The organism is Bacillus sp. B.PNR1 (assembly GCF_030386235.1).
Classification (GTDB): Bacteria; Bacillota; Bacilli; order Bacillales; family Bacillaceae; genus Bacillus; species Bacillus stercoris.
The window spans coordinates 567,962-591,933 of record NZ_JANYMN010000002.1 but is presented as its reverse complement, the minus strand read 5'-3'; the positions used below and the strand labels follow the sequence as shown (position 1 = coordinate 591,933).

Sequence of the window (23,972 nt, the reverse complement as noted above, 5' to 3'; positions counted from 1 at the left end):
CTCCTTTTTATTGCTTTTTATAAAAATTAATCATATTTTTCGCTATGTGATTTGCGTCTACTTTGTATGACCCGTTTTCGATTTGCGCTTTAAGCTGCGCAATTTTTTCCTGTCGTGAACCAGCGACTGCGTCGGATGCATTTTGCATTTCTTTAGCCTGTGACGAAATTTCAATTTTATCTTGAGGCTGTGCAGCAGTTTTTTGCACCGCTTGCTTTTCATAATTTTTTTGATATGGATTAACGGATTGTGTTCCAAATTGATTGATTTTCATAGGATTCCTCTCGCTTTCCGTTGCAGTCTTTAAACAATCTTAACCCTTTTATCGACTGCGTTTTCAGTTAGTTTAGGGAATCAGCTGTTTTTGGTATTATAGGCATAGTATGTGTCTTTTTTACTATTTTCTTTCTCGATTTTCAGAGCGTCCTCGTGGTTCAAATGATCCATTTGAGCCTTGATATCGGACTGGCAAGCCTTGCAGAACTTGCCTTCTCGAATCGATGTTCCGCACCTTTCACAAGGGTATGCCAAATTAGGAAGATGAGTGATCTGAATTCGCTTCTGCCTGATGAATTTCAATATCAGCTCTTCTTCCACACCTGTTTCCTCAGTTATCCGGTTCAAAGTTGATTGCCGATTTTCCTGCTTTCTTAAAAATTTATAAACAGTCTCAAATGATTTTTCTTCTTCCTTAATACACGCCTGACATACGGTTTGCAGCTTTGTCTTTAAAAATAAAGTATTACATTTCGGACAATTCGCCAGTTCTCCCATCTTTTTTTCTCCTTATTCGATAATATGCCTGTGTCAATTTCTAGTGATTATATCGGCATAAAAACAGAATCATTTAGCTTCTGATTAAGGTAAAAGATGCCACTGAAGCGGCTTTTCCTTTTTCTAATAAGCAGCGCGCTGCAAAATGCAAAGTGGCGCCTGTTGTATAAAGATCGTCTATTAAAATGATATTCATACCTTCTGCTGAATTGTTTTTCGTATCAAAAATACGCGCGGAAAGCAGGCGTTCTGTTTTCTTTTTCTTAGACTGTTTCTCATTATTCAGGCGGATGAGGGGATGGTGGATGGGCCTGCCTAAACATTCTGCCAGGAGCTGTGACTGATTAAATCCGCGCTCCTCTTCCCGTTCCTTGCTTAGCGGAATAGGAACAAGAACAAAATGCTTATCGGGGTAAACCTTTGAAAAGGTTGAAGAAAAATCGCTTTTAAAAGCATTTATAATTTCTGCATCTCCTCTAAATTTAAAACGGGAGAGCGTTTCTTTCATCATATCATTATATGTGTAAACTGAACGATTTTGGCGGAGCAGCAAGCTGTGACTGATCCTTGATTTCCACGCCTCACAATCCCTGCATACCGCATAAACGGATTGAGGTCTGCCGCATATGGTGCAGATATGTCCTGTGATTTTTTTTAATTTACTTCTGCAGGAATGACAGACCTTTTCGTCAGGCTTTAATAAAAAAAGAGCTCTCCATGTAACAGCTTGAGAAAATTGCGAATCGCATAGCAGACAGATCAGTTTATGAATGCCTCCTCCTGCTTTGTTTGGCATAAATCGCTTGGACTCTCTGATACCACAGCTGCAGATTCAGCCAAAATGACAAGCATAGCCGTATTTTTTTGTTTATCTACCATCTCTGCTTTCGTATATGCGATCTTTTTAAGATCAGTAACGTAGGATGGTCTCACTTTGTTTAAAGAAAGTGCCAGTACATCGTTTTGGCATACTTGGCACGTGCAGGCCATGTGAAGCTGGTCCATATAACGGTCGAGCAGTTCTTTCATTACGATTTCTTTTGAATTGACAAGCATTTTTACAGCTCCTCATCATCGGTTATATGAGTATACTGTACCACGTTTTCAAATAATGGCTAGTCTGTTCATTCATTTTTTTGCTGCCAAGCCGTTCATTTCTTTTATATGCTTTTTTGCATCGAGCATACTCTTTGTTTTGCCATAGTGAAAGAAAATGACATCGCCGTCTGCATATTCTTTATGCCGGCCGGTTCTTCCTGCAATTTGAACAAGTGCGCTTTCCGTAAAGATAGGCGATTCCGCTCCCAGTACACCTGTTTGCACCTTGGGAACCGTAACACCTCTTTCCAGTATTGTTGTTGTGATTAATAGATCGAGCTGACCATCTCTGAATCGCTGCACTTTCTCCTTTCTATGCTTGTCTTCCGCATGCACAGTCGCGGTTCGGCAATTAACATCTTTAAAGCTCGCAGCAGCCTTTTCTAGAATAGAAACGGAGGGAACGAATAAAAAAACCGGCCTCCCTTCTTTCACATGAAACTCTATCCATCTTTTCACCGCTGGCGGAATTTTATTTCGGTTTAATTTCTTCTTCCAGTTTCCACACCATACAAAGCACGGTTCGGGTAAAGGTTTCCAGTGGTGTCTTGCGGGGATGCGAACTGAATGTAACTGTCCGTTCCGCGCTTTTCTTTTTAATTCTTTAGGAGGTGTTGCACTTAAATAAACGAGAGTGCTGTTTTTCCTTCTTGCTTTTTGAACAGCGAATTGAAGGGTTTGATCAGCAGAATACGGAAAAGCGTCAACCTCATCAACGATCATAACATCGAATGCATCTTTATATCGCAAAAGCTGATGCGTGGTGGAAATCATGAGCGGAGATAGCCGCCCTTTGTCATCGCTTCCTCCGTAAAGCGCTGAAATGTCAGCACCCTGAAAGGCAGCCTTGAGTCTTGGAGCAAGCTCTAATACAACATCGGTGCGAGGAGTTGCAATACATACACGCAGTCCTTGATTTAACGCTGATTCTATACCAGGAAACAGCATTTCTGTTTTGCCAGCGCCGCAAACCGCCCAGATGAGGAGCTCTTCTCTTTTTGATATTGCTTCAATTAAAATATTGGCGGCTTTTTGCTGTCCGCTTGAAAGCTTGCCGCCCCATGTCAGCTTAACAGACTTCCAGTTTTGTTCATCTCCCTCTTTCCATGAATATAAAGGAACCTCCTCACTCACTCTGCCCATCATGATACAGGAACGGCAATACAGCTGATCTTTTCCAAATGAGTGATAAAAAGAAAAATACCGCTTATCAGTTTGGCCGCACCTATTACATCTATAGCCCTGTTTATTTATTGATATAGAATTTTCAGCGGTGATATAGCCATTCTTGATATGCCATTCAATCATCTCATCGGAAAATGGGAGCTCAGTCCTGAGCAAATGACGGCTTTGAAGCGTCTGCTGCAATTCTCTAGAAAAGGAAATGTGCTTTTCAGTTGGCACCTTCACATAGCACCGCCTCCTTTCGAGACAGTATGCCTGAATGAATAGTTTCTGTCGAACAATCAAAATAGAAATATAAAAAAATCTCCGTTGCTAAAACGGAGATTTGGCCTTATTTAAAACACCAGCAAATTCCTAGCGCACCTTCACCCAAATGAGTGCCGATTACCGCGCCAAAATAGCTGTTATAAAATTCAACATGAGGATATTTTGCAGAAAGCTCTTCAATGATTTTCGCTGCTTCTTCCTCGCGATTAGCATGGATAACAGCAGCGCGCATAGGCAACCCTTTGCTTGCATCTTCATCTAAAAGCTCATAAATTCGCGAAATTGCTTTTTTACGTGTGCGAATCTTCTCAAAAGGCACAATTACCTTATTGTCAAAATGAAGGATAGGCTTTACCTTTAGAAGACTACCAATGAAGGCTTGGGCGCTGCTTAATCGCCCGCCGCGCTGAAGATGAGCTAAGTCATCTACCATAAAATAAGCTCGAACTGTTTTTTTCATTTCTTCCAGTTCTTTTATAATATCTTCCGGCGATGATGCTCCGTTTTTAATTAATTCAGCGGCTTTAAGAGCATAAAAGCCTTGGGCTAAACAGCTTATCTCTGAATCAAATGGATACACATCAATATTGTCGACCATTGAATCAGCCGCTGCCGCACTGCTGAATGTTCCGCTGATCCCGCTGGAAAGATGGATACTGATGACCGCATCATAAGATTTGCCAAGCTCTTCATACAACGCAATCAGCTCGCCGATTGGCGGCTGAGAAGTCGTCGGGAGCTCATTATGTTTTTTTACTTCTTCGTAAAAGCTTTTCCAGTCCAACTCAATTTCTTCACGGTAAGTCTCCTCCCCAAAAACAACCTGGAGAGGGATCATATGTATCTGATGTTGTTCACGCATTTCTTTCGGAATATATGCCGTGCTGTCTGTTACGACTGCAATATTCATAGCTTCGATACCTGCCTTATTGCTTTATAACTCTATTGTAAGGGAAACGGCAGCCTAAAAAAAGACCTGCCTAGAAAAAGGCAAGTCTCCTAATATACTATCTCATTTCTACCCAGCCATTTTTAATGGCGACCACAACGGCTTGCGTCCGGTCGTTCACATTCATTTTTTGTAAAATATTGCTCACATGGTTTTTAACGGTTTTCTCACTGATAAACAATGATTCACCAATTCCGCGGTTGCTTTTTCCGTCTGCAAGCATCTGCAGCACTTCACATTCCCGCCTAGTTAGAATATGTAATGGTCTGCGGATTTCAGGGTAAACCTCGTGTTGAGGATGTGCAGAAACTCCGCTTGTTGCAAGACGGCGGAATTCGTTAACGAGGTTATGCGTAACCTTCGGATGAAGGTAAGAGCCGCCCTCGGCAACTACTTTAACCGCTTCAATTAATGTATCAGCATCCATCTCTTTCAGCAGATAACCTCTAGCACCTGTTTTCAGGGCATGTGTTACATAATTTTCGTCATCGTGAATTGATAGAATAATTACTTTAGATTCAGGATACAGCTCAACAAGCTGTTTTGTAGCTTCCACACCATTTACGTTTGGCATATTGATATCCATGATCACAACATCAGGATGATAGTGCTCAACAATACGAGCCGCTTCGTCTCCGTCATCACCTTCGGCTACCACTTCAAAGGTAGGTTCAAAATCCAATATCCGTTTAACACCTTCACGAAATAACTGATGGTCGTCGATAATAACAATGTTTACTTTAGTCACAAGCCACGCCTCCTTGTATTATTGTTCTATATACTCTAGCATTCGGTCAATATGCCTTTTGGCTCTATTTTACAAATCATAGTCAAAGAGATAACGGAACCTTAATCATAATAAATGTCCCAAGACCTATTTTCGAATCTATTGTCATCGTTCCTTCCAATAAATCTACTCTTTCTTTCATGCCCAGCAAGCCGAATGATTTGTTTTTCTTCTCTTTCGCTTCCTTCAGGTCGAACCCTTTACCGTTATCTTTTATCATTAAAATCACAAAATCATTTGTGATTTCAACTTTGACTGTAATTTCTTCAGATTCAGAATGCTTTAGCGCATTAGACACAGCTTCCTGTGCGAGCCTGAAGAGCGCAACTTCAAACTGAGGCGCAAGCCGCTGATCCTCTGTTTCTCCAATACACTGAAAATGTATTTTGACCTTCCCGTTATATTCTTCGGTTGTATATAGATATTTTCTTAAAGTTGGAATCAGGCCTAGGTCATCAAGGGCCATCGGTCTTAAATCATATATAATCCTTCTCACTTCGTAAAGGGCATTCCGAACATTTTGACGGAGATTTTTAATTTCTTGGAATCCGTCCTCTGCACCCCGGTCACGGAAAATCCGCTCGATTAATTCCGATCTCATCATAACATTCGCCAGCATTTGAGCGGGTCCGTCATGGATTTCTCTTGAAACTCTTTTTCGCTCTTCTTCCTGCGCCTCAATAATTCTTAAGCCGAAATCCTGTTTTGCCTGAGCATCTGCAAGAAGCAGTCCGACTTCGCGCAGATCCTGATTCAAGTAATTAAGCACAACTGTAATTTGGCTTACTAATGATTCTGACCGCTCGATGATTTCCTGAAGCCCTAGCAATCTGCGCTCCAAATCATCCCGCCGTTCGCGCAATTGCTTCTCACGCTGCTGGATCATCGTCAATTCTACCTGCAGCTTATGGGCTTTTTCATAAGCATTGCGGATTTCCTCTTCACTGAATCTATGAAAATTACGGCTGACCTCGGATAAACGGTTTCTCGCATGGCGGGTTTGCACTTCAAGTTTATCGCCAAGCTCAATCACTTCATACACCTGCTGCTTAATTTGTTTCAGTTCTTCAACCAGCTGTTCATACTGCTGGCGTGACTGCTCCCCGATTTGAAAAACCTCGTCCTTGCTCCCGTCAACGGTTTTCAGCATCTTCATCAAAATAGAATCCAACACTTTGGAATCCATCTTTGTTTTATTCATAATTTCCCTCCGTCACGGCGTTGTCATATATTTTTATTATAAATGTAATTGATCTGCAAATTATGTCGAATTATAATGAAAGAATGCGTATATTCTAGAAAAAAACATTTTTATATACGATCTACTCTTTATGATACCAAAATACGCACAAAAATTCTAAAGACTGTACGAATTTGTATAGGCAGTCTTTTATGCTTAGCAGGAGGGTCAGCTAGCATGCTGCACAGCTATTTTACTGTGAAAGAAGCAGGAGAACACGAGATTGTTATAGAAAAATCGCGTTTTATCTGTCATTTAAGCCGTGTTTCTACCGAACAAGAGGCACAGGAATTTATACAGAAAATAAAAAAACAGCACTGGAATGCGACTCATAATTGCTCAGCTTACGTTATCGGCGAGAATGATCATATCCAAAAAGCCAATGATGACGGAGAACCAAGCGGTACAGCGGGAGTGCCGATGCTTGAGGTATTAAAAAAACGCGGACTTAAGGATACTTGCGCCGTCGTTACACGATACTTCGGAGGTATTAAGCTTGGGGCTGGCGGATTAATTCGCGCTTATGGGAAATCAGTGTCTGAAGGATTAAATCATATAGGTGTGGTAGAACGGAAGCTTATGCGTATCATGCATACTTCCGCAGATTACACATGGCTTGGCAAGATTGAAAATGAATTAAGGGAGTCACAATTTCTGTTAAAGGAAATCCATTATTCAGAAAATGTTGAATTCGAAACATACGTGGAAGCAAAGGAAACAAATGCTTTTTCTGAATGGATGACAGAACTGACAAATGGAAAGAGTGATATTAAAGAGGGAGAGTTGACGTATCTTGAAAAAGCCGTCAATCACATAAAGGAGACTGAATAATGGCTGAACGCGTTAGAGTGCGGGTGCGAAAAAAGAAAAAGAGCAAACGCAGGAAAATTATAAAAAGAATAATGTTATTGTTCGTCCTCGCATTATTAGTAGTTGTAGGGCTTGGCGGATATAAACTTTATAAAACCATTAACGCTGCCGATGATTCGTACGATGCCCTATCTCGCGGGAATAAATCAAATCTTCGCAGCGAAGTTGTAGACATGAAGAAAAAGCCGTTTTCTATTTTATTTATGGGAATAGAGGATTACGCGACTAAAGGACAAAAAGGGAGATCAGACTCTCTTATTGTAGTTACCCTGGATCCTAAAAATAAAACCATGAAAATGCTGAGTATTCCGCGTGATACACGTGTGCAATTAGCCGGTGACACAACCGGAAGCAAAACAAAGATCAATGCCGCTTACAGCAAAGGCGGTAAAGATGAGACAGTTGAAACTGTTGAAAACTTCTTGCAAATCCCGATCGATAAATATGTCACAGTTGATTTTGACGGATTTAAAGATGTGATAAATGAAGTCGGCGGTATTGATGTAGACGTGCCTTTCGATTTCGATGAAAAAAGTGACGTAAACGAAAGCAAACGGATTTACTTCAAAAAAGGCGAGATGCATTTAAACGGCGAACAAGCCTTGGCGTATGCCCGAATGAGAAAACAGGATAAACGCGGAGACTTTGGCCGTAATGACAGACAGAAACAAATCTTAAACGCGCTGATTGACCAAATGTCAAGTGCAAGCAACATTGCTAAAATTGATAAAATCGCAGAAAAAGCCAGCGAAAACGTTGAAACCAATATTCGTATTACTGAAGGTTTAGCGCTTCAGCAGATTTACAGCGGCTTTACCAGCAAAAAAATCGACACGTTGAGCATTACAGGGTCTGATTTGTATTTAGGTCCTAACAACACGTATTACTTTGAACCTGATGCTACAAATCTCGAGAAAGTCAGAAAAACGCTTCAAGAGCATTTAGATTATACTCCAGATACAAGCAGCACTGGCACTTCCGGTACCGGAAGTTCAACAGATGGGACTGACAGTTCAAGCGGTTCTGACAGCAATGGCACAACAACTGACGGCACGACGAGCGGAAGCAGCTATTCGAATGACAGCAGCACAAGCTCAAACGGTACAACGAATTCAACAACTGGTTCATCCTATTAAAAAATGCCCGGTCCTTTAGAGGATCGGGCATTTTTGCGCAGAAAAAAACTCCGGCACATAAGCCGGAGTTTTTAATTCCTTTTCACCAGCCGTTTATAAAATTTCGTAAACGGTTTAAATTTTTCATTCACGAGTCCTGTCACTTCTGCTATGATTTGCATAAAAATGATTAAAATGAAGATAATAAACAAAGAGAGCCAAATTGTGGCAGTTTTAAGCACAATCGCACTGATACTGAAAATAAATCCAATCATATAAATAACTAAGACCGACATCCGATGTGAAAGGCCAAAGGCCATCAGTCTATGATGGATATGTGACTTATCAGGCGCTGAAATCGGCTGTTTGTTTAAGATTCTCCTGATAATAGCAAATGTTGTATCAAAAATCGGTACGCCTAATATAATAATCGGGATAACGATACTGAACAATGTGACACTTTTATACAAGCCTAATAATGAAAGAATCGAAATACTATACCCTAAAAAAAGTGAGCCCGTATCTCCCATAAAGATTTTTGCCGGATGAAAGTTGTAAAACAAAAATCCAAGCGTGCTGGCAATAACAACTAATGAGAGTGACAGAATGAGCACTTTTCCGCCGGATAGCGCCATGACAGCGATCGTTGACAGGCCAATAACAGAAAGACCGGCAGCAAGGCCATCCAATCCGTCAATCAGGTTAATTGCGTTCGTGATGCCGACAATCCATAATACGGTCAGCGGATAAGCCATCCATCCTAATTCAAATCGTTCTGTTAAAAAAGGTACTGAGAAAAAGTCCATTTTTAAGCCAGTGCTTACAATCATAATGGCTACACCTAATTGAATCAAAAACTTAACTTTTGCACTTAATTGATATTTATCATCAAGAATACCTAACACAATTATGATGAATGCTCCGACTGTAATAGCCGTCATCCTTGTTTCAGTGTATATACCGGATGCAAGCACACCTGCAACCACCCCGATAAATATGGCCAGCCCGCCCATCCGGGGCATGATTTTGTCATGTACTTTTCGATTGCTGGGCTGGTCAACTGCACCTATTTTAATCGCAATCCTTTTTACGATTGGGGTTATGATTAAAACTGTCAGCAGCGAGACAATAAACGCAACAACAATGCGAATCATGCGTTCGTCAAGCATAAAGAAGTCTCCTTTGGAATTAAATAAAGTCTTTATTTATATAGAGAACCGTTCCTTCCATTATACCTTCTCCTTAGTTATTATAACAAGCTTCATCAAAAAGAAACACGTATAATCAAAAAACGCGCATCCCAATTTATAGGACTACGCATGTTTTTGAATCCCTGTATATTTCATAATTTGTCTAAATAAGCAATCCCAATCTTGGGTGCGGGCGATGTTTCGGCGCATTTCTTTATAGGTCTCGTCTCCGTTTTGTCCGAGAACTTTTTCACAAGCGGCTATAAAATCAATCGGATGATCGCCCTCTACATATTCGTATACATAAGGCTTTTGCATTTTTGAGGTTGACGGAAGATTAGTGCCTACAACAGGTTTTCCTGCCGCTAAAAATTCAAATAGTTTCAGCGGAAACACAGCTTGGTTATACGGTGATTGTTTATATGGCATGATGCCAATGTCGATAAGCTCCATAAAATGAGGCACTTCTTTTGGATCTGCCGGACCGGTCCATATAACATTGGGAAGTCTCAGCAGCTCTTGAAACGAAACGTCACCATTGGTGGCATCCGGGCCAACCCATAAAAATGTCCAATCAGGCTTTTGCAGGGCGGCGGCTTCAATCATTTTAAAATCGAGCTTCGGTTTAATCCCGCCAATAAAACCTAACACCGTTCCTTCTCTCCCCTGCAGTATACTGCGATCGGGAGCTTGTTTATGTGCAGAAAACAGCTCAAACTCCACACCGTTTTCCACAGTATGAACCTTTTCTCGTCCCGCAGTCAGTTTTTTGCCTACTTCCTTATGAAGATAATCCGATGAACAGGTAATTGAATCTGCTCGTTGTATAATTCTCAGCTCTGCCGATTTTATGACTTTTCGCCGAAATTCAGACAGCAGATTTGAACGCCCGCTGATCGGCGCAGCCCATAGGTCACTGCAATCATAAATGACCTGATCCCAAGAAAACAGCGAAGACAGCAGCGGGAATCCCGGAAACGTGTACCATAAACAGCAGCGTTCACCGTTTGAAGAAGCAGATGCAAGCTCATCGAGTAAAGGCGAGAGCTTATGCCTGTAAAAAACATCTGTATATCGTCCAAAACGAAACATTTTTTTCTGCAGCAGGTCTTTGACAGCGAATTGCCTGATGCCAGAATGGACTTCTTGAAATTCTTTCCCCTGGGCACGCGGAGCCGGACATACCCAAATGACTTCTTTCGTTTCCTCTTGAGCAGCTAAAAATTCTGCCAGCCGGTGCCTTCTGTATCTCAATTGGTCTTTTCCCCATTCAGCAGTGGCAACGATGACATGAATGATTGCTTCTTTTGTTTCCACCTTCATCACCTTTTCTCTCTGTTTGCGGCTATAATCTTTTTTTCACCGCGTTTTTTGCATATTGAACAAAACACCATGTCGCTTTCATGAAGTGAAGCCGTTCGATTTCCCTGTAGACAAACCACGTTTTTTTCGCAGCCTTCCATTTGTTGCTGGAAATTGAGTTGTTGACAAGCCGATATTCAGCAAGGCATTCATTCATTCCATAGGCAGTAAATCCTTTTTTTAAAAGAGACAGCCATGTGGCTAAGTCCTGTCTCGTTCTGATATTCGGCATTTGGATCTGTCCCGTTTGCTCTCTGTCAATCATCACCGTCAAGCAGCCGATAATTGTATTTTTCAGAGCGTCATCGTACGTCAGGCTCTCCGGCGCATGAATGAATTTATCGAGCGGGGTTCCGTCCTGCTCCATTAACCTGTAGCCTGTGAAAGAAAACGCACAGGAGCGCTCCATCATAAACGCAAGCTGCTTTTCCAGTTTGTCTTTTTTCCATTTGTCATCACTGTCCAAAAATGCTACATAGCGCCCTTGAGCGCGTTCCAACGCTTTGTTGCGAGCAACCGCAGCTCCGCAGTTCTCCTCCAGATACACCACGTGAATTCTTTCGTCTATTTTTTCATACTGCTGTAAAATGTCGCGGGTCCCATCCGTTGAGCAATCATCCACGATAATCATTTCCCAATGAGGATGGCTCTGATCTAAAACCGAATGAACCGTGTCTTCAATATAGTCACGCGCATTATAGGAAGGTGTAATGACAGATACGAGAGGTTTCCAATTGGTCATGATCACATCTCCATCGTATGATTTTAAAAGGATTCTCTGAAAAATTCAGGAATGACAACGAACATAAAGGCAATCGTAAGGCCAATCATAACGCCGAGAACTGCTTTCTTTTTCGGAGACATTCCGCCGCCTGCTGTCTCACTCACGGTTTCAGAATCTGTAACACTGGCCGCTTTCAGATTAAGCTGAGTATTTTTAAGTTCATACAAAAATCTCTCTTTATCCACTTTGGAATCCTCGCTCACCTTCTCGCCTTCAAGCGCATCGATGCTGCTGCGGACGACGGCTTCTCTTTCTGCATACAGCTTTTGATCGTTTTTGAGAAAGGTGGAGGAAATGGCGTTTAGGACAGATTCCGTTCGATCCTTATCCTCGTCGCTATAGCTTAAAGTCAGTAACGATTTAGATTCTGTTTTGATGGTAAGCTTCTCTTTGATTTCTGCTACATCTTCATCCTTTTCATCAGGAAGCGCCTCCTTCAAAAAAGAGTCGCTCTTTAGCAAAAGCGGAATCTCTTCTGTGCTGTTATAAACCGGATGATCATAGCTTCCCACAGCCAAAGTGTCTTCAGCTGTATAGCTCTTTTGACCAGCGATTTGTGACGGCAGGATATACCCCGCCGCACCTAATATAATTGGCACCGCTATGATCCAAATGATATTTTTTTTTTATGCGACGGGCTATTCTTATCAATATATCGTTCATATAAGTCTCCCTGCTTTTTGTAGTCTGTTTATCTGTACATCGGCTCAGGCATTTGTCTGGACCGCCTTAACACATTCACGGCGGCGATGACGAGCGCCATAAACACCCAATGGAAAAATAAATTTGAAACAGAGCTTGGGCTGATACTTGATACCAGGAAACTGACCAAAGCAGTAATAAGCCCTTCTGTGATCAGTTTTGACTGATTTTCTAATTTTCTTTCATAAAACTTGTAAAGCACCCATATGAGGTAGGCATAAATGGACAGATATCCCAGCATGATGAACAAGCCAAAATTAGCAAGAATTTCAACGAGCCAGTTATGCACCTCTGCCACATTGTCCGTATCATATAAAGCATAATGCTCAAGATAATAGGATACATTTCCTGCCCCGACTCCGAATCCGTATGAATCCAGGAAGAAATGCCAAGCGTTTTTCAGCAGATTGGCCCGGGCCACATTTGATGGAAGCCTGTCATGAAATGAATGCAGCGTCTGCGGGGCCAGAAACAGCTCCCAAAACTTCGAATACATTTTGCTGGCGAAAAGAACTGCGAAAAGAGCAATTCCCGCCGCCGACAGCCAGATGGCCATTTTCTTTAAAATAGGCGGCAAAACAATGAAAATGTAAACTGCAACACCTGCAAAAATCCCCAGAAGACTGGCTCTTGAACCAGTAGCAAAAATTAAATACAACGCACAGAGCGAGAGCACAAGGCCAATCGCCTTGATGTATCCATTCTTACTGTTTTTCATCATCGTGATGTAAAAAAAGAAGCTGATTGATAAAAAGGTCGCAAAGTCATTTTGATTAAAAAAGACTGATGTCGGATAATGCTGCTTATACTCCGGTCCGCTGTACAATGTGGAACTCGCAAGATGATGGTGGGTGATATGATTGTAAAAACCAATGATCATCAGAAATACTGTCATCACCAGCCAAATGGCATAAACAATCATCAGCCGCTCGATTTTTTGCACGTACATGACAATGAGATAAATGAAGAAAATGCCCATTGCCAATAAGGCCAAATATTTGAGGCCGGCTGTTACCGACTTGGCCCACAGCAGAGAAACAAGGCCGTATATAAACCAAAAGGCGAAAAAGAGCAATATCCCTTTCACCTGCAGCCCATTCCATCTTTCGATATGAGTACGATTCCGAAACATGCCAATAATGTGAAGGCACCCGGCGGCAATGAGCAGAAGCCTGTAAAGGAACAAACTGAAAAATCCAAGATGAATGGCGAAAAATGCATTATTTAAAAAAGTGCAGGCGATCAAAATATAGATTACAGCCATAAAGAGCCGTTCTTTTGTTGTAAATGCGGTTGCAAGCGTCAGCGCGAACAGACCAATTGCCAACACCGCAAGCACAGCGGCCATCTGCACGAAACCTATATCTTTATGGATGGCTCCCACTAATAGAACGACTCCTAATAAAGCAGCGGCCAGTAACGCTAGCGTATGGACCGCTGATCGTTTGATACTCACATGTTTAACCCCTTTCCTGATGTTTCAGGAGCCGGCGGCCGAGCCTAGCAGCCGGCAGCTTCAGCCAAGTAATACTTTTTCTTTTTATAAATTGACGCTCCCAAAGTCTTTAGCCAATTCCTCAAGCGGCAAACCCGGAAAATACTTGTCAGAGGGTTCCGTTCCTCGAACAGCGGGACGGCCGATAGAGTGGTAAATGTATCCGGCTGCCTGCATCTCTTCAAGTGAAAATAAATTTCTGCCGTCGATGATGATGGGCTGTTTTAAGAGGGTTTTCACTTTCACAAGCTCCATTTCTTTTACTTCCGGCCAGTCTGTTAAGATGAGGCATGCATCTGTGTGCTCAATCGCAGCATACACATCTGTGTAATACTCGACCTGTTCGCCAAGGATTGCGGAAGCTTCAGGAATGGCAATCGGATCATATGCTTTTACGTGGGCGCCCAGCTGCTGCAGCATCGGGATAATATCAAGCGCTGGAGCAGATCTCACATCGTTCGTATTCGGTTTGAAGGCCAATCCAAGGACTGAAATGGTTCTTCCCTTGATGCTTCCCATAACAGTCAAAAGTTTATCTACAATATGAACACGCTGCTTTTCGTTCGTTTCAATGACAGCTTCAATGAGCTTGAATGGATAGCCGGCTGATTTTGCGATTTGCAGCAGTGCAGTTGTATCCTTAGGGAAACATGAACCGCCAAATCCAATACCAGCTTTAAGGAACTTTCTGCCGATCCGGCTGTCAAGCCCAACGCCATCAGCAACCTTTGAAACGTCTGCGCCGACTCGCTCACAGATGTTTGCAATATCGTTGATAAAGGAAATCTTTGTTGCCAGAAATGCGTTCGCAGCGTATTTAATCATTTCTGCACTTTCTAGATTTGTTTTAATGACAGGAGCATGGAATGGCTGATGCAGATCCTCAATGATGGCAGCGGCTTTATGACTTGTTGAACCAATCACGGCACGCTCCATATTCATCGTGTCATGAATTGCTGAGCCCTCCCGAAGAAATTCAGGGTTAGATACAACATCAAAAGAGTATCTTCCCCTTGAGGCTTTTTGAACGATAGATTGCACCAGTTTCCCTGTTCCGACCGGGACTGTGCTTTTATTTACGATCACTTTGTAGCCGTTAAGATGCTCACCGATTGTTTTCGCCGCCGCTTTTACGTACGTTAAATCAGCTTCACCTGTTTTTGACATAGGCGTTCCGACTGCAATATATATAATATCTGAGGCTCGAATGGCGGACGGGATATCGTTCGTAAAGGTCAGGCGCTGACCCAGCACATTTTTTTCAACTAAGTCTGCAAGCCCTGGTTCATAGATTGGGATTACTCCATTTTTCAGACTTCTGATTTTTGATTCGTCGATATCACAGCAAACAACTTTATTGCCGATTTCCGCAAAGCAAGTGCCTGACACGAGTCCCACATAACCTGTTCCAATTACAGCTATTTTTTTCACAGCGCTCATCCCTCTCCTGTAAAATGATCTTCCTATTTATATTGGTCGCAGTTTCTGACGATTAAACGGACGTTTTCATGACCGTCTGATACTGATGATGCAAGGCCTTGGCATTTTTTCCTGCATCAAATTGAGCCTGCACAGTTTCATACAAATCATCTGCCACTTCCGGCTTCCATACTTGCTCATGTTCGTACCGAGTGATCGCTTCCGCCAAGGCTTGAGCGGATTTTGGCTTAATCAGCAGATGCTGGTGCTTTCCGAATAAAGATGCCACTCCGCCAACATCTGTACAGATGACAGGAATCCTTAACGCCAGCGCCTCAATTACAACAGTCGGCATTCCCTCACTGTAAGAAGGAAGCACGAATAGGTCTGCCGCAAGCAAATAGTCTCTTACCTGATGATTTGGGACTTGGCCTGTGACGATATGCCCCTTCTGCGTCAGCATCGATTTTGCGGGACCATCCCCAACAAAGACTGCCTGAGGAGGGTCCTGCAGGGATTCGATGGCTTCGGACAGTTCAAAAATGCCTTTCTCCCTGACCAGCCGGCCGACATAGACAGCCAGACGCTGATCGAGTGGCAGTCCGAGTTTTTTTCTGAGTTCTTCTTTCGTCTGCTCATTTTCCTGAAAGCGGCTGAGCTGTATGCCGATCGGCAAAACCGAGCTGTCAAAGCCCGAAAGCTTTTTGGCTTCTTCCTGAAGCTTGTGGCTGACTGCTAAAACGGCTGACGCTGAACCTACGGCACGCTTGAAGGCTTTAAACGCTCCTTTGCTGTAATGCGGATAGACATTCACATCACTGCCATGCAAGGTCAGGACATAAGGAATTCGCATTGACTCTGACACGACTGCCGCAGCCCCGCCCGATGGCATGGCAAAGTGCGCATGGATCAGATCCGGATTTAGGTCGCGTTGTTTCATGGTTTTTATAACCGCTGATGCAATTCTCCGGTGAGGCTGCGCCCACTTCAGCTGGCCGGGAACTGCCCGGTAGAAAGGCCGGTAAACCGGTATCCCCTTCCTAATCTCATACTCCGGTCTGGCATCTTTTTTACGATATGTCTTTTTCAGCATACGGACAGGTGCTGAATGAAAAGGCCTTGGGCATATCACAGTGATATCAAGCCCGAGTTTCTGCAGCTCTTGCACCTGTGTCTCATGGAACACACCTTCACCAGGTTTCAGACTGCTCGGATATACGCTTGTGATCCACAAAATCTTCATGACAAACGTCCTTTTCTTAGTAGTTTGCTTTTCGTTTGAGGGTACGCTTTTACCAAAAGAAAGAGATAGCACAGCGCCCCAGCCGCAACTGAAATGGCCAGCCGCATTTCTGCCTGCATACTGAAGTGTTCCGTACTCAGGCTTACACCAAACGCGATGATCCCCATCGCCGCAGTAATCAGAAACGGCTTCATAATCGACTGGAAATAAGCTGAAAGGTTAAGCTTGATAACATATGCCAGGAGCCAGCGCCCAATCAGGAAATTGACAACGCTGATAGTGGCATACACCCATGCGACTGTCAGCAGGCTTCCCGTCTGTACAGCTGCAAACAGTGATAAGCCGTACAGCAGCAGCACGCCGGAATCCCAATAAAATGCTAAATCCGCTCTTCCTTTAGCAAGCAGCACAGATCCATTTGGATTCATAAGCACTCTTAGTATTCCGACAATCGCCAGAACATTTAGGATCGGAACAGCAGCAAGCCACTTTTCCCCGAAAACCGCTGTGATAAAGGCGTCGGACACAGATACGAGCCCGATTAACAGCGGAAACGAAACAAGCGCCAGCATTTTTGTCATATTTAGAAAGCCTTCTCTGATCACGCTGTTTTCATATTTGTTTTTTGCGAAAACAGGGAATGCCACCCGTGTGACAATCGGATTGATCTTCAAAACCGGAATGGTGACTATCTGATAGGCGAGGTTATAAATCCCCAATGCTTCAGCACCAATAAACCGGCCGATCAAAATCATATCGATATTTGCTCCCAGCCTGTTCACAAGACGGGATGAAAGCTGAAAGGCTCCAAAAGAAAAGAACTCCTTCATGCCTCTCAAATCAAAAACAAAAGCAGGATGCCACTTTTTCCGGTATACAGCCCAATATAAAATCCCTTTACTGGACTGGAGCAGGACCTGAGAAATGACGTACGCCAAAATCGCATCCATCATAAAAACCGCAATCGCTAAATATCCGAATGACAATACATTTGAAAAAATCTCTATTTTGCTTAACGTATTAAAATGCAGCTGCTTTTGCAGCATATACTGGTACTGCTGTCCAATCGGCGCGATCAAAAACATAATCGCCAGAATCCGAACTAGAAACACCAGCTCTTCTCTTTGATAAAATCCCGCAATGACAGGACTGCTCACATATAAAAGAACAAACAGCAAAACGCCCGTCATAATGTTAAGCCAATACAATGTGGACAGCTGACGCTCCGTCGCGTCGTCTCTCTGAATTAACGCTGCGCCAAAACCCATATCAAGCACAATCTGGGCGAAAACTGTAACCGTTGTGATCATGCCGACGAGCCCAAATTCTGTTAAGGTCATCATATTTCCAAGCAGGGCAAACTGAACAATTTGTATGATTGTAATACACATAGTTGAAATACTTGTCCACTTTGCGCCGCTCATAATTTGTTTTGTAATACTTGGCATCATATTCCCTACTTCTTTTTAAGCTCAGATTGATGGTGAATACCGGCATTCCATTTTATCTTGCACCATCACCTGTCCAGACTACTTTACAAGTTTTTAACATAATTTTTAATTCTAAAGTGAAAGTCAGGTTGCGAATGTAATATAAATCAAATATCAGCTTTTCCTTCGGCGTCATATCGTAACCGCCGTTCACCTGAGCCCAGCCGCTCAATCCCGGTTTAACAGCCAGACGCTGCGTAAAGCCCGGAATCTCATTCTGGAATTTTTCCGTAAAAACGGGACGTTCCGGACGAGGGCCAATCATACTCATATCGCCTTTCAGCACATTAAACAGCTGAGGAAGCTCGTCAATTCTCGTTCTTCTGATAAAAGCTCCGATCCTTGTCACCCGCGGATCTTGCTTCTGTGCCCAAACCGCACCAGACTTCTCGGCATCTATTTTCATGGAACGAAGCTTATAAAGCTTAAATGGTTTCCCGCCTTTCCCTACGCGTTCCTGCGTATAAATGGCAGGCCCCGGCGTCTCCAAACAAATCAATATTGAAAATACCGCAATCATTGGCAGCGCAATCGCCAACCCAATGAGCGCAAACCAAATATCCATTACGCGCTTTATTGCCAAATAACGAGCCGTCTTTTCAGATAATGTAAAAGAATGTATTTGCTGAACTGAGAATTCACGACTCACATTCATGCTTTTCTCTGCACTCACTGACACACACCTCACGATTTGTTTGGGATGTTATGATGACCTATGCCAGTCAGTTTAGCAGACGGATGTTAATTGGATGTAAATGGTATGTTAAGAAGTGTGAATTAAGTGTTTTTTCTGATAAATGTTGTTAATACTCTTTTACTATTTTATATACAAGTCCTATTTGTTTTAATCATTTCATATAAAAAAGAGACAAATCTGTGATTAGATTTGTCTCTTTCGATTATCTGTAATAAGATACTGTGCCGTCATGAATAGCTTGTGCAGCTTTATCTTTATAAACCGCTTGCTTCAATTTACTCGCATCGGATGCATTAGTGATAAAGGCAGTTTCAACTAAAACACTCGGCATTTTAGAATATTTAATAACGTAGAAAGCAGCTGTTTTTACTCCCCGGTCTCTCGTTCCAAGATTAGTAGCTAACTTGGGTTGAATTTGTTCAGCTAGCCTCCTGCTATTTGTTGCTTGATATGTTGCATCGTAGTACGTCTCACTTCCATCTGGTGATGAGCTGTCATTAGCATTAGCATGTATACTGATAAATAAATCTGCTTGTGCTGAAGCTGCTTTATTTACTCTCTCCTGTAAAGAATAAAACGTATCATTAGATCTCGACATGACTGGAAGAGCACCTGAAGCATCTAGCTTTGTATTGACTCTTTTCGCTATATCAAGGTTGACTTCTTTTTCGAGGAGTCCATTGCCGATTGCTCCTGAATCTTGATCACCGTGACCCGGGTCAATAAAGATTGTTTCACCAACTACCGGATTTTTTAGCTGATTAGCAACCTTGGTGCTTACAGCAGGAGTGTTTCCGATAATCGTGAAGTTTGACATGTTTTTACTTCCAATGATTTTACGGGCTCCTGTAGATAAATTTTCACCATTTGTAAGGATAAGAGATTGCTTCTTCTTAGCTGCCAGTGTAGCTCCTGCAATAGAGTCAGGATAGCTGAATCCATTGCTTACATATACGGTGCTTGTTGATAAATTAAGTTTTTGTACGATATTTGCAGCAAGCTCATATCTGTTCGAACCGCTAATTCTTGTAGGAGAAGGTAACTTGTTGTATACCGTATTGCTGATACTTCCAGTTCCTCCAACAACAACGGTACTTGAAATTCCCTTATCTTTTATCACAGACGTTGTCGCACTATTTATAGATGTTTTATTTGTAAAAAGAATTGGATACCCGTTTTTCGCTGCATAAGGAATGACGGCCGGAGCGTCTGCATATAAGAAGCCATTCAAAATAACAGCTTTTGAAGTCGCACCCATCGCTTTTGCCACCCGTGCAGCCGTATCATAACGGTTGCTTCCTGCAATTCGTTTAATACTTATCCCCAAACTTTTAATCTGGTTAGCAGTGTTGGAAGAAACAGCAGGTGTTCCGCCTACAATAATTACATTTTTAGTCTGCATCTCTTTCAATCTTGTTTTCGTTTCATACGAAAGCTTATCAGAGTTAGTGTAAAGCAGTGGCGCATTCTTCTGATAAGCAAGAGGAGCTGCTGAAATTGCATCTGCATAAGAACTCCCACCGACAATTACAGCTGTACTTGCAGTTGAATACATTTGCTTTGATATTTGAACAGCAGTGCCGTATCTATTGCTTCCCCCGACTCTTTTCACCGAGTTATCAGCCAAAGCTGTTGGTACAAAAAGTATGAGTCCCAAAAAACACATTGTTAGGACTTTTATATAAGAACGCAATTGATTTCCTCCTTAAAAGGCGTTTATCCTAAAATAATTAATAAGTTGTCAGAGTTGTACCTGGATAGTAAAATTTCAAAATTGAACTATATGAATCTCCAGCTTCTGCTCTTGCTTTTGCTCCATATTGACTCATTCCGATCCCGTGACCATATCCTTTACCGCTAATTGTGTACTTTGAAGTATCTTTTTTTACAGTCACATAAGTACTTTTAAATACAGTCGCTCCAATCATTGTTCTTAACTCACTCGTTGGTACACTTATGGTTGTAATTTTGCTCAAGTTATAAGAGCCAGTACTGCTTTTAACAAAATACTTCACTTTCATTGATGCTGTTTTAGCGCGCTGCCCCTGCGTCGTACCGCTAAAGCTCAAATCTTCAATACTTGCAATTTTGACAGAATCAGCGCTTGTTTCTTTATTTTTCAAGATCCAGTTCTTAACTCCAGAAAGTCTTGCAGAATCAGTTTCAGTTGCTGAAGACCACCATGAAGAAGGCTTCGTTAAGTCCAGAGAATTCGTATCTAGCTGTTGTTTTGCTAAGGTAAGCGTCCAGCCAATTTGAGGATCCTTTGTATCTTTTTTTGCAATCAAGTAAGGTACACTTGACGACCATACTTCATTACTAGCTTCTGTGTAACCTCCATTACTGGAAGAATAAGCTGCAGTTATAAGTGATCCATTATATTTCAGAACTTTCCCTTTCGTTTGCTCAACCGCTTTATTGGTATTTGAATTCCAACTGTATCCTCCATAAACTTGAAAAGCGGTTGTATCAGGTACAGTAGCTCCTGTTTTTGTTATTGAGTACGTTCTTGCAGCAACAGTTTGTGCTTTAAGAGCCTCAAGTGACCAGCTAGCAGGCATTTCATTCGGAATCACTCCTTTTAAGTAATCCTCAAATGGAATATTTTCATTTACCGGTCGGATATATTTAGTAGATTCAATTGAGAAATTAACCGTGCCAAGATACTGCTTTCCATCAAGACTAATCCTGTTTGAAGTAGAATAGTTTTCTGGTTTAATTCTTAGAGAGTTTCCGTAAGTTTTGATGTTTGCAAGATTTAATTTTCCGCTGCTGATTTTTAAATTATAGGTGTTACCGTTAGCTAAATAAAATTCATCAGCAAGTGAATTCTCAACTTCAGCAGAAATTGAACTGGTACTTCCAATAAAGTCGTATGCATATGTGGCTTTATCTTTCGTTATACTTTTAGCCGCAGCCGGAACGCTATCTTGTTTAATATATAAAATTTGGCTGTTTTTCTTCGAGGCAAGCGTTGCGCCTACCAATACGTCTGCATATTTTGTCCCGTTCGTCATTACGACTTTATCAGCCTTCAACTTTAGTTGTTTAATTATATTTGCCGTGAGTTCATATCTGGTCGATCCAGGAATCCTTTGCACAGTTGAAGTTTTTTTAATTTGGTTTTCTACACTATCACTGACGCTAAATGAACTGCCTATAATGATGACTTGTTTTGGCAAATCATAATCCGGAAGCTTGTCTTTATCTGTAAGCAAAATAGGATATCCGTGTGCTGCTGCGTATGGAGCAATGGCTAAAGCGTCTTGAAAAACTCTTCCGGTTACAACGATCGCTTTATCATAGCTGCCCATTTGCTTTGCAATGTTTTCTGATAATACATATCTATTTTTTCCGCTTATTCTTTTTACAGCGCCATATGATTTCAGCTTGTTTTCTACATCTTTTGAAATGCTTCGCGCTCCCCCAATGATTAAAATATTATCAGGGCTATACTTAGCAATTTGTCTTTCAGTAGTCTTTGTTAACGTATCAGGCTGAGTAAATAAAACTGGCGCATCCAGCTTTTTTGCCAACGGAATAACAGGCAATGCATCAATAAAAATATCTCGGTTTACCAATATCACTGTATTAGGATTTTTCCACTGACTGCTGGATGCAAGAGTTGCAGTTTCATAGCGTGAAGCGCCTGCAAAGCGATTTGTAACAGCAACATTATCTCCAGTTACTTTATAAAATCCTGTAGGCGATAGACTGATGCTTGATTTATTTCCAATATAATTTGACAACTTAACTGAGATGTTTGAGTCTGCTGCAAAAGTAATTGATGGAATCAATAATAAGATTGCAGCAAGTGAACACACTATCAATTGTTTGCAAGATTTCAAAATTTCAGGTTCCTCCCTATATCTTAGTTGGCACGTTCAATATCTTTTAACAGAAGCTGACCCTCATTACTTTTTTCATATGTAATCGTGACCTTATCTCCATTGTTAAACTTATCAAGATCACTTGTCGATTCTTCAGTGATATCAAGACTAACCGCTTCATTATCTACTGTTACTTCTATTGTATGAGTATCAGCTAACCCTACATAAGTACCTTCTTTTGTTTCAATGTTACTGTCTGGCGATACTTCTTCACCTTGACTCTTTTGACTATTAACCCCACAACCCGAGAGAAGCAATATAAAGAACAGTAAAGCAATAAATTTTTTCATTTTTTTCACCTCATTATATTTTATCGTCAACCTATTTTATATTTTAAAGAAAAATTAAGAAACAGTGAAACTTTTTTTTATAAAAAACGACTATTTTAGGATTTCATTCTTGTATTAAATAGAGTTGTATTTATTGGAAATTTAACTCATAATGAAAATAATTTAACAGACGAGGTGCAAAGGATGAGGAACGAACGCAGAAAGAAGAAAAAAACTTTATTACTGACAATTTTAACGATTATCGGACTTCTTGTACTCGGAACTGGCGGCTATGCATACTACTTATGGCATAAAGCAGCATCAACCGTGGCAAGTATTCATGAAAGCATTGATAAATCGAAAAAGCGGGATAAAGAGGTGAGTATCAATAAAAAGGATCCTTTTTCCGTCTTAATCATGGGTGTGGATGAACGCGACGGCGATAAAGGCCGTGCCGATACGCTCATTTATATGACCGTTAACCCAAAAACGAATACAACCGACATGGTCAGCATTCCGCGTGACACGTATACAAAAATTATCGGAAAAGGCACAATGGATAAAATCAACCATTCATATGCTTTCGGCGGCACGCAGATGACGGTTGACACGGTTGAGAACTTCCTCGATGTTCCAGTTGATTATTTTGTAAAAGTGAACATGGAAAGCTTTAGAGACGTTGTTGATACACTTGGCGGCGTCACAGTAAACAGCACATTCGCGTTCAGCTATGACGGTTATTCGTTCGGCAAAGGAGAAATCACGCTGAACGGAAAAGAAGCGCTCGCTTATACCCGGATGAGAAAAGAGGATCCGAGAGGCGATTTCGGACGCCAGGACCGTCAGCGACAAGTCATAGAAGGAATCATTAATAAAGGCGCAAATATTTCATCCATCACGAAATTCGGAGATATGTTTAAAGTCGTTGAAAATAATGTGAAAACGAACTTGACCTTCGATGACATGTGGGATATCCAATCCGATTACAAAGGCGCGCGTAAAAAGATTAAACAGCACGAACTGAAAGGCACAGGCACGAAAATCAATGGAATTTACTACTACCAAGCTGATGAAAGCGCCCTTTCCGATATCACAAAAGAGCTGAAGGAAAGCCTCGAAAAGTAAAACAAAAAAGAAGCTTCGCAC

The 23,972-nt window shown here is 41.7% G+C and carries 22 protein-coding genes and 1 pseudogene; 3 read left to right on the top strand and 20 right to left on the bottom strand.

What is annotated here, in order from left to right; translation table 11 throughout:
* Nucleotides 1-7 precede the first annotated feature (7 nt).
* The 8 genes from flgM to degS all read right to left on the bottom strand — a co-directional run bounded on the left by flgM (nt 8) and on the right by degS (nt 6,261).
* Nucleotides 8-274, bottom strand: coding sequence for a flagellar biosynthesis anti-sigma factor FlgM (gene flgM / locus NZD81_RS14350; protein WP_014665557.1), 267 nt, complete (start codon nt 272-274; stop codon nt 8-10).
* A gap of 80 nt (nt 275-354) precedes the next feature.
* Complete coding sequence (locus NZD81_RS14345; protein WP_014665558.1) at nt 355-774, bottom strand: TIGR03826 family flagellar region protein; 420 nt, start codon at nt 772-774, stop codon at nt 355-357.
* Nucleotides 775-847: 73 nt separating this feature from the next.
* Nucleotides 848-1,570: a ComF family protein gene (locus NZD81_RS14340; RefSeq protein ID WP_282373674.1), complete on the bottom strand. Its 723-nt coding sequence runs from the start codon at nt 1,568-1,570 to the stop codon at nt 848-850.
* Nucleotides 1,534-1,830, bottom strand: coding sequence for a late competence protein ComFB (gene comFB / locus NZD81_RS14335; RefSeq protein WP_014665560.1), 297 nt, complete (start codon nt 1,828-1,830; stop codon nt 1,534-1,536). Before comFB ends, NZD81_RS14340 begins: the two co-directional genes overlap by 37 nt.
* A gap of 72 nt (nt 1,831-1,902) precedes the next feature.
* Nucleotides 1,903-3,282, bottom strand: coding sequence for an ATP-dependent helicase ComFA (comFA, locus tag NZD81_RS14330; RefSeq protein ID WP_282373676.1), 1,380 nt, complete (start codon nt 3,280-3,282; stop codon nt 1,903-1,905).
* Between the two features lie 106 nt (nt 3,283-3,388).
* Complete coding sequence (locus NZD81_RS14325) at nt 3,389-4,234, bottom strand: DegV family protein (RefSeq protein WP_282373678.1); 846 nt, start codon at nt 4,232-4,234, stop codon at nt 3,389-3,391.
* Nucleotides 4,235-4,331: 97 nt separating this feature from the next.
* Entirely contained in the window at nt 4,332-5,021 is a 690-nt protein-coding gene (gene degU, locus NZD81_RS14320) for a two-component system response regulator DegU (protein ID WP_003219701.1), read from the bottom strand.
* A gap of 82 nt (nt 5,022-5,103) precedes the next feature.
* A complete protein-coding gene (degS, locus tag NZD81_RS14315) occupies nt 5,104-6,261 on the bottom strand; it encodes a two-component sensor histidine kinase DegS (RefSeq protein WP_014665563.1) in 1,158 nt (385 codons plus the stop codon).
* Nucleotides 6,262-6,477: 216 nt separating this feature from the next.
* Between degS and NZD81_RS14310 the strand changes: the two genes are divergently transcribed.
* A complete protein-coding gene (locus NZD81_RS14310) occupies nt 6,478-7,131 on the top strand; it encodes a YigZ family protein (protein WP_282373679.1) in 654 nt (217 codons plus the stop codon).
* Nucleotides 7,131-8,306 carry a polyisoprenyl-teichoic acid--peptidoglycan teichoic acid transferase TagV gene (gene tagV, locus NZD81_RS14305; RefSeq protein WP_040081662.1) on the top strand — a complete coding sequence of 392 codons (1,176 nt, stop codon included), beginning with the start codon at nt 7,131-7,133 and terminating at the stop codon, nt 8,304-8,306. Before NZD81_RS14310 ends, tagV begins: the two co-directional genes overlap by 1 nt.
* Before the next feature lie 71 nt (nt 8,307-8,377).
* Here tagV and NZD81_RS14300 read toward each other — a convergent pair whose 3' ends face one another.
* The 12 genes and pseudogenes from NZD81_RS14300 to lytA all read right to left on the bottom strand — a co-directional run bounded on the left by NZD81_RS14300 (nt 8,378) and on the right by lytA (nt 22,847).
* Nucleotides 8,378-9,454, bottom strand: a complete 1,077-nt coding sequence (locus NZD81_RS14300) for an MraY family glycosyltransferase (protein WP_014665566.1) — start codon at nt 9,452-9,454, stop codon at nt 8,378-8,380.
* A gap of 144 nt (nt 9,455-9,598) precedes the next feature.
* Nucleotides 9,599-10,792 carry a teichuronic acid biosynthesis protein TuaH gene (gene tuaH / locus NZD81_RS14295; protein ID WP_103749381.1) on the bottom strand — a complete coding sequence of 398 codons (1,194 nt, stop codon included), beginning with the start codon at nt 10,790-10,792 and terminating at the stop codon, nt 9,599-9,601.
* 28 nt (nt 10,793-10,820) lie between these two features.
* Nucleotides 10,821-11,579 (bottom strand): teichuronic acid biosynthesis protein TuaG, encoded by a 759-nt coding sequence (tuaG, locus tag NZD81_RS14290; protein ID WP_069150423.1) that lies wholly within the window; start codon nt 11,577-11,579, stop codon nt 10,821-10,823.
* A gap of 23 nt (nt 11,580-11,602) precedes the next feature.
* Nucleotides 11,603-12,284, bottom strand: a pseudogene (gene tuaF, locus NZD81_RS14285) (teichuronic acid biosynthesis protein TuaF).
* A gap of 28 nt (nt 12,285-12,312) precedes the next feature.
* Entirely contained in the window at nt 12,313-13,779 is a 1,467-nt protein-coding gene (tuaE, locus tag NZD81_RS14280; protein WP_282373682.1) for a teichuronic acid biosynthesis protein TuaE, read from the bottom strand.
* Between the two features lie 84 nt (nt 13,780-13,863).
* Nucleotides 13,864-15,249: a UDP-glucose 6-dehydrogenase TuaD gene (gene tuaD, locus NZD81_RS14275; protein WP_081483690.1), complete on the bottom strand. Its 1,386-nt coding sequence runs from the start codon at nt 15,247-15,249 to the stop codon at nt 13,864-13,866.
* Nucleotides 15,250-15,310: 61 nt separating this feature from the next.
* The gene (gene tuaC, locus NZD81_RS14270) at nt 15,311-16,480 is read right to left on the bottom strand and encodes a teichuronic acid biosynthesis protein TuaC (RefSeq protein ID WP_095431992.1); all 1,170 of its coding nucleotides are present in this window, start codon (nt 16,478-16,480) and stop codon (nt 15,311-15,313) included.
* Complete coding sequence (gene tuaB, locus NZD81_RS14265; protein ID WP_069150801.1) at nt 16,477-17,928, bottom strand: teichuronic acid biosynthesis protein TuaB; 1,452 nt, start codon at nt 17,926-17,928, stop codon at nt 16,477-16,479. Before tuaB ends, tuaC begins: the two co-directional genes overlap by 4 nt.
* A gap of 55 nt (nt 17,929-17,983) precedes the next feature.
* Nucleotides 17,984-18,643, bottom strand: coding sequence for a sugar transferase (locus NZD81_RS14260; RefSeq protein ID WP_003242561.1), 660 nt, complete (start codon nt 18,641-18,643; stop codon nt 17,984-17,986).
* Between the two features lie 226 nt (nt 18,644-18,869).
* Nucleotides 18,870-20,360 (bottom strand): N-acetylmuramoyl-L-alanine amidase LytC, encoded by a 1,491-nt coding sequence (gene lytC / locus NZD81_RS14255; protein WP_040081652.1) that lies wholly within the window; start codon nt 20,358-20,360, stop codon nt 18,870-18,872.
* 37 nt (nt 20,361-20,397) lie between these two features.
* Nucleotides 20,398-22,515: a SpoIID/LytB domain-containing protein gene (locus tag NZD81_RS14250; protein WP_282373692.1), complete on the bottom strand. Its 2,118-nt coding sequence runs from the start codon at nt 22,513-22,515 to the stop codon at nt 20,398-20,400.
* Nucleotides 22,516-22,538: 23 nt separating this feature from the next.
* The gene (gene lytA / locus NZD81_RS14245; RefSeq protein ID WP_282373693.1) at nt 22,539-22,847 is read right to left on the bottom strand and encodes a membrane-bound protein LytA; all 309 of its coding nucleotides are present in this window, start codon (nt 22,845-22,847) and stop codon (nt 22,539-22,541) included.
* A gap of 183 nt (nt 22,848-23,030) precedes the next feature.
* Here lytA and tagU point away from each other — a divergent pair, with 183 nt between their 5' ends.
* Complete coding sequence (gene tagU / locus NZD81_RS14240) at nt 23,031-23,951, top strand: polyisoprenyl-teichoic acid--peptidoglycan teichoic acid transferase TagU (protein ID WP_040081649.1); 921 nt, start codon at nt 23,031-23,033, stop codon at nt 23,949-23,951.
* The last annotated feature ends 21 nt before the right edge of the window (nt 23,952-23,972 follow it).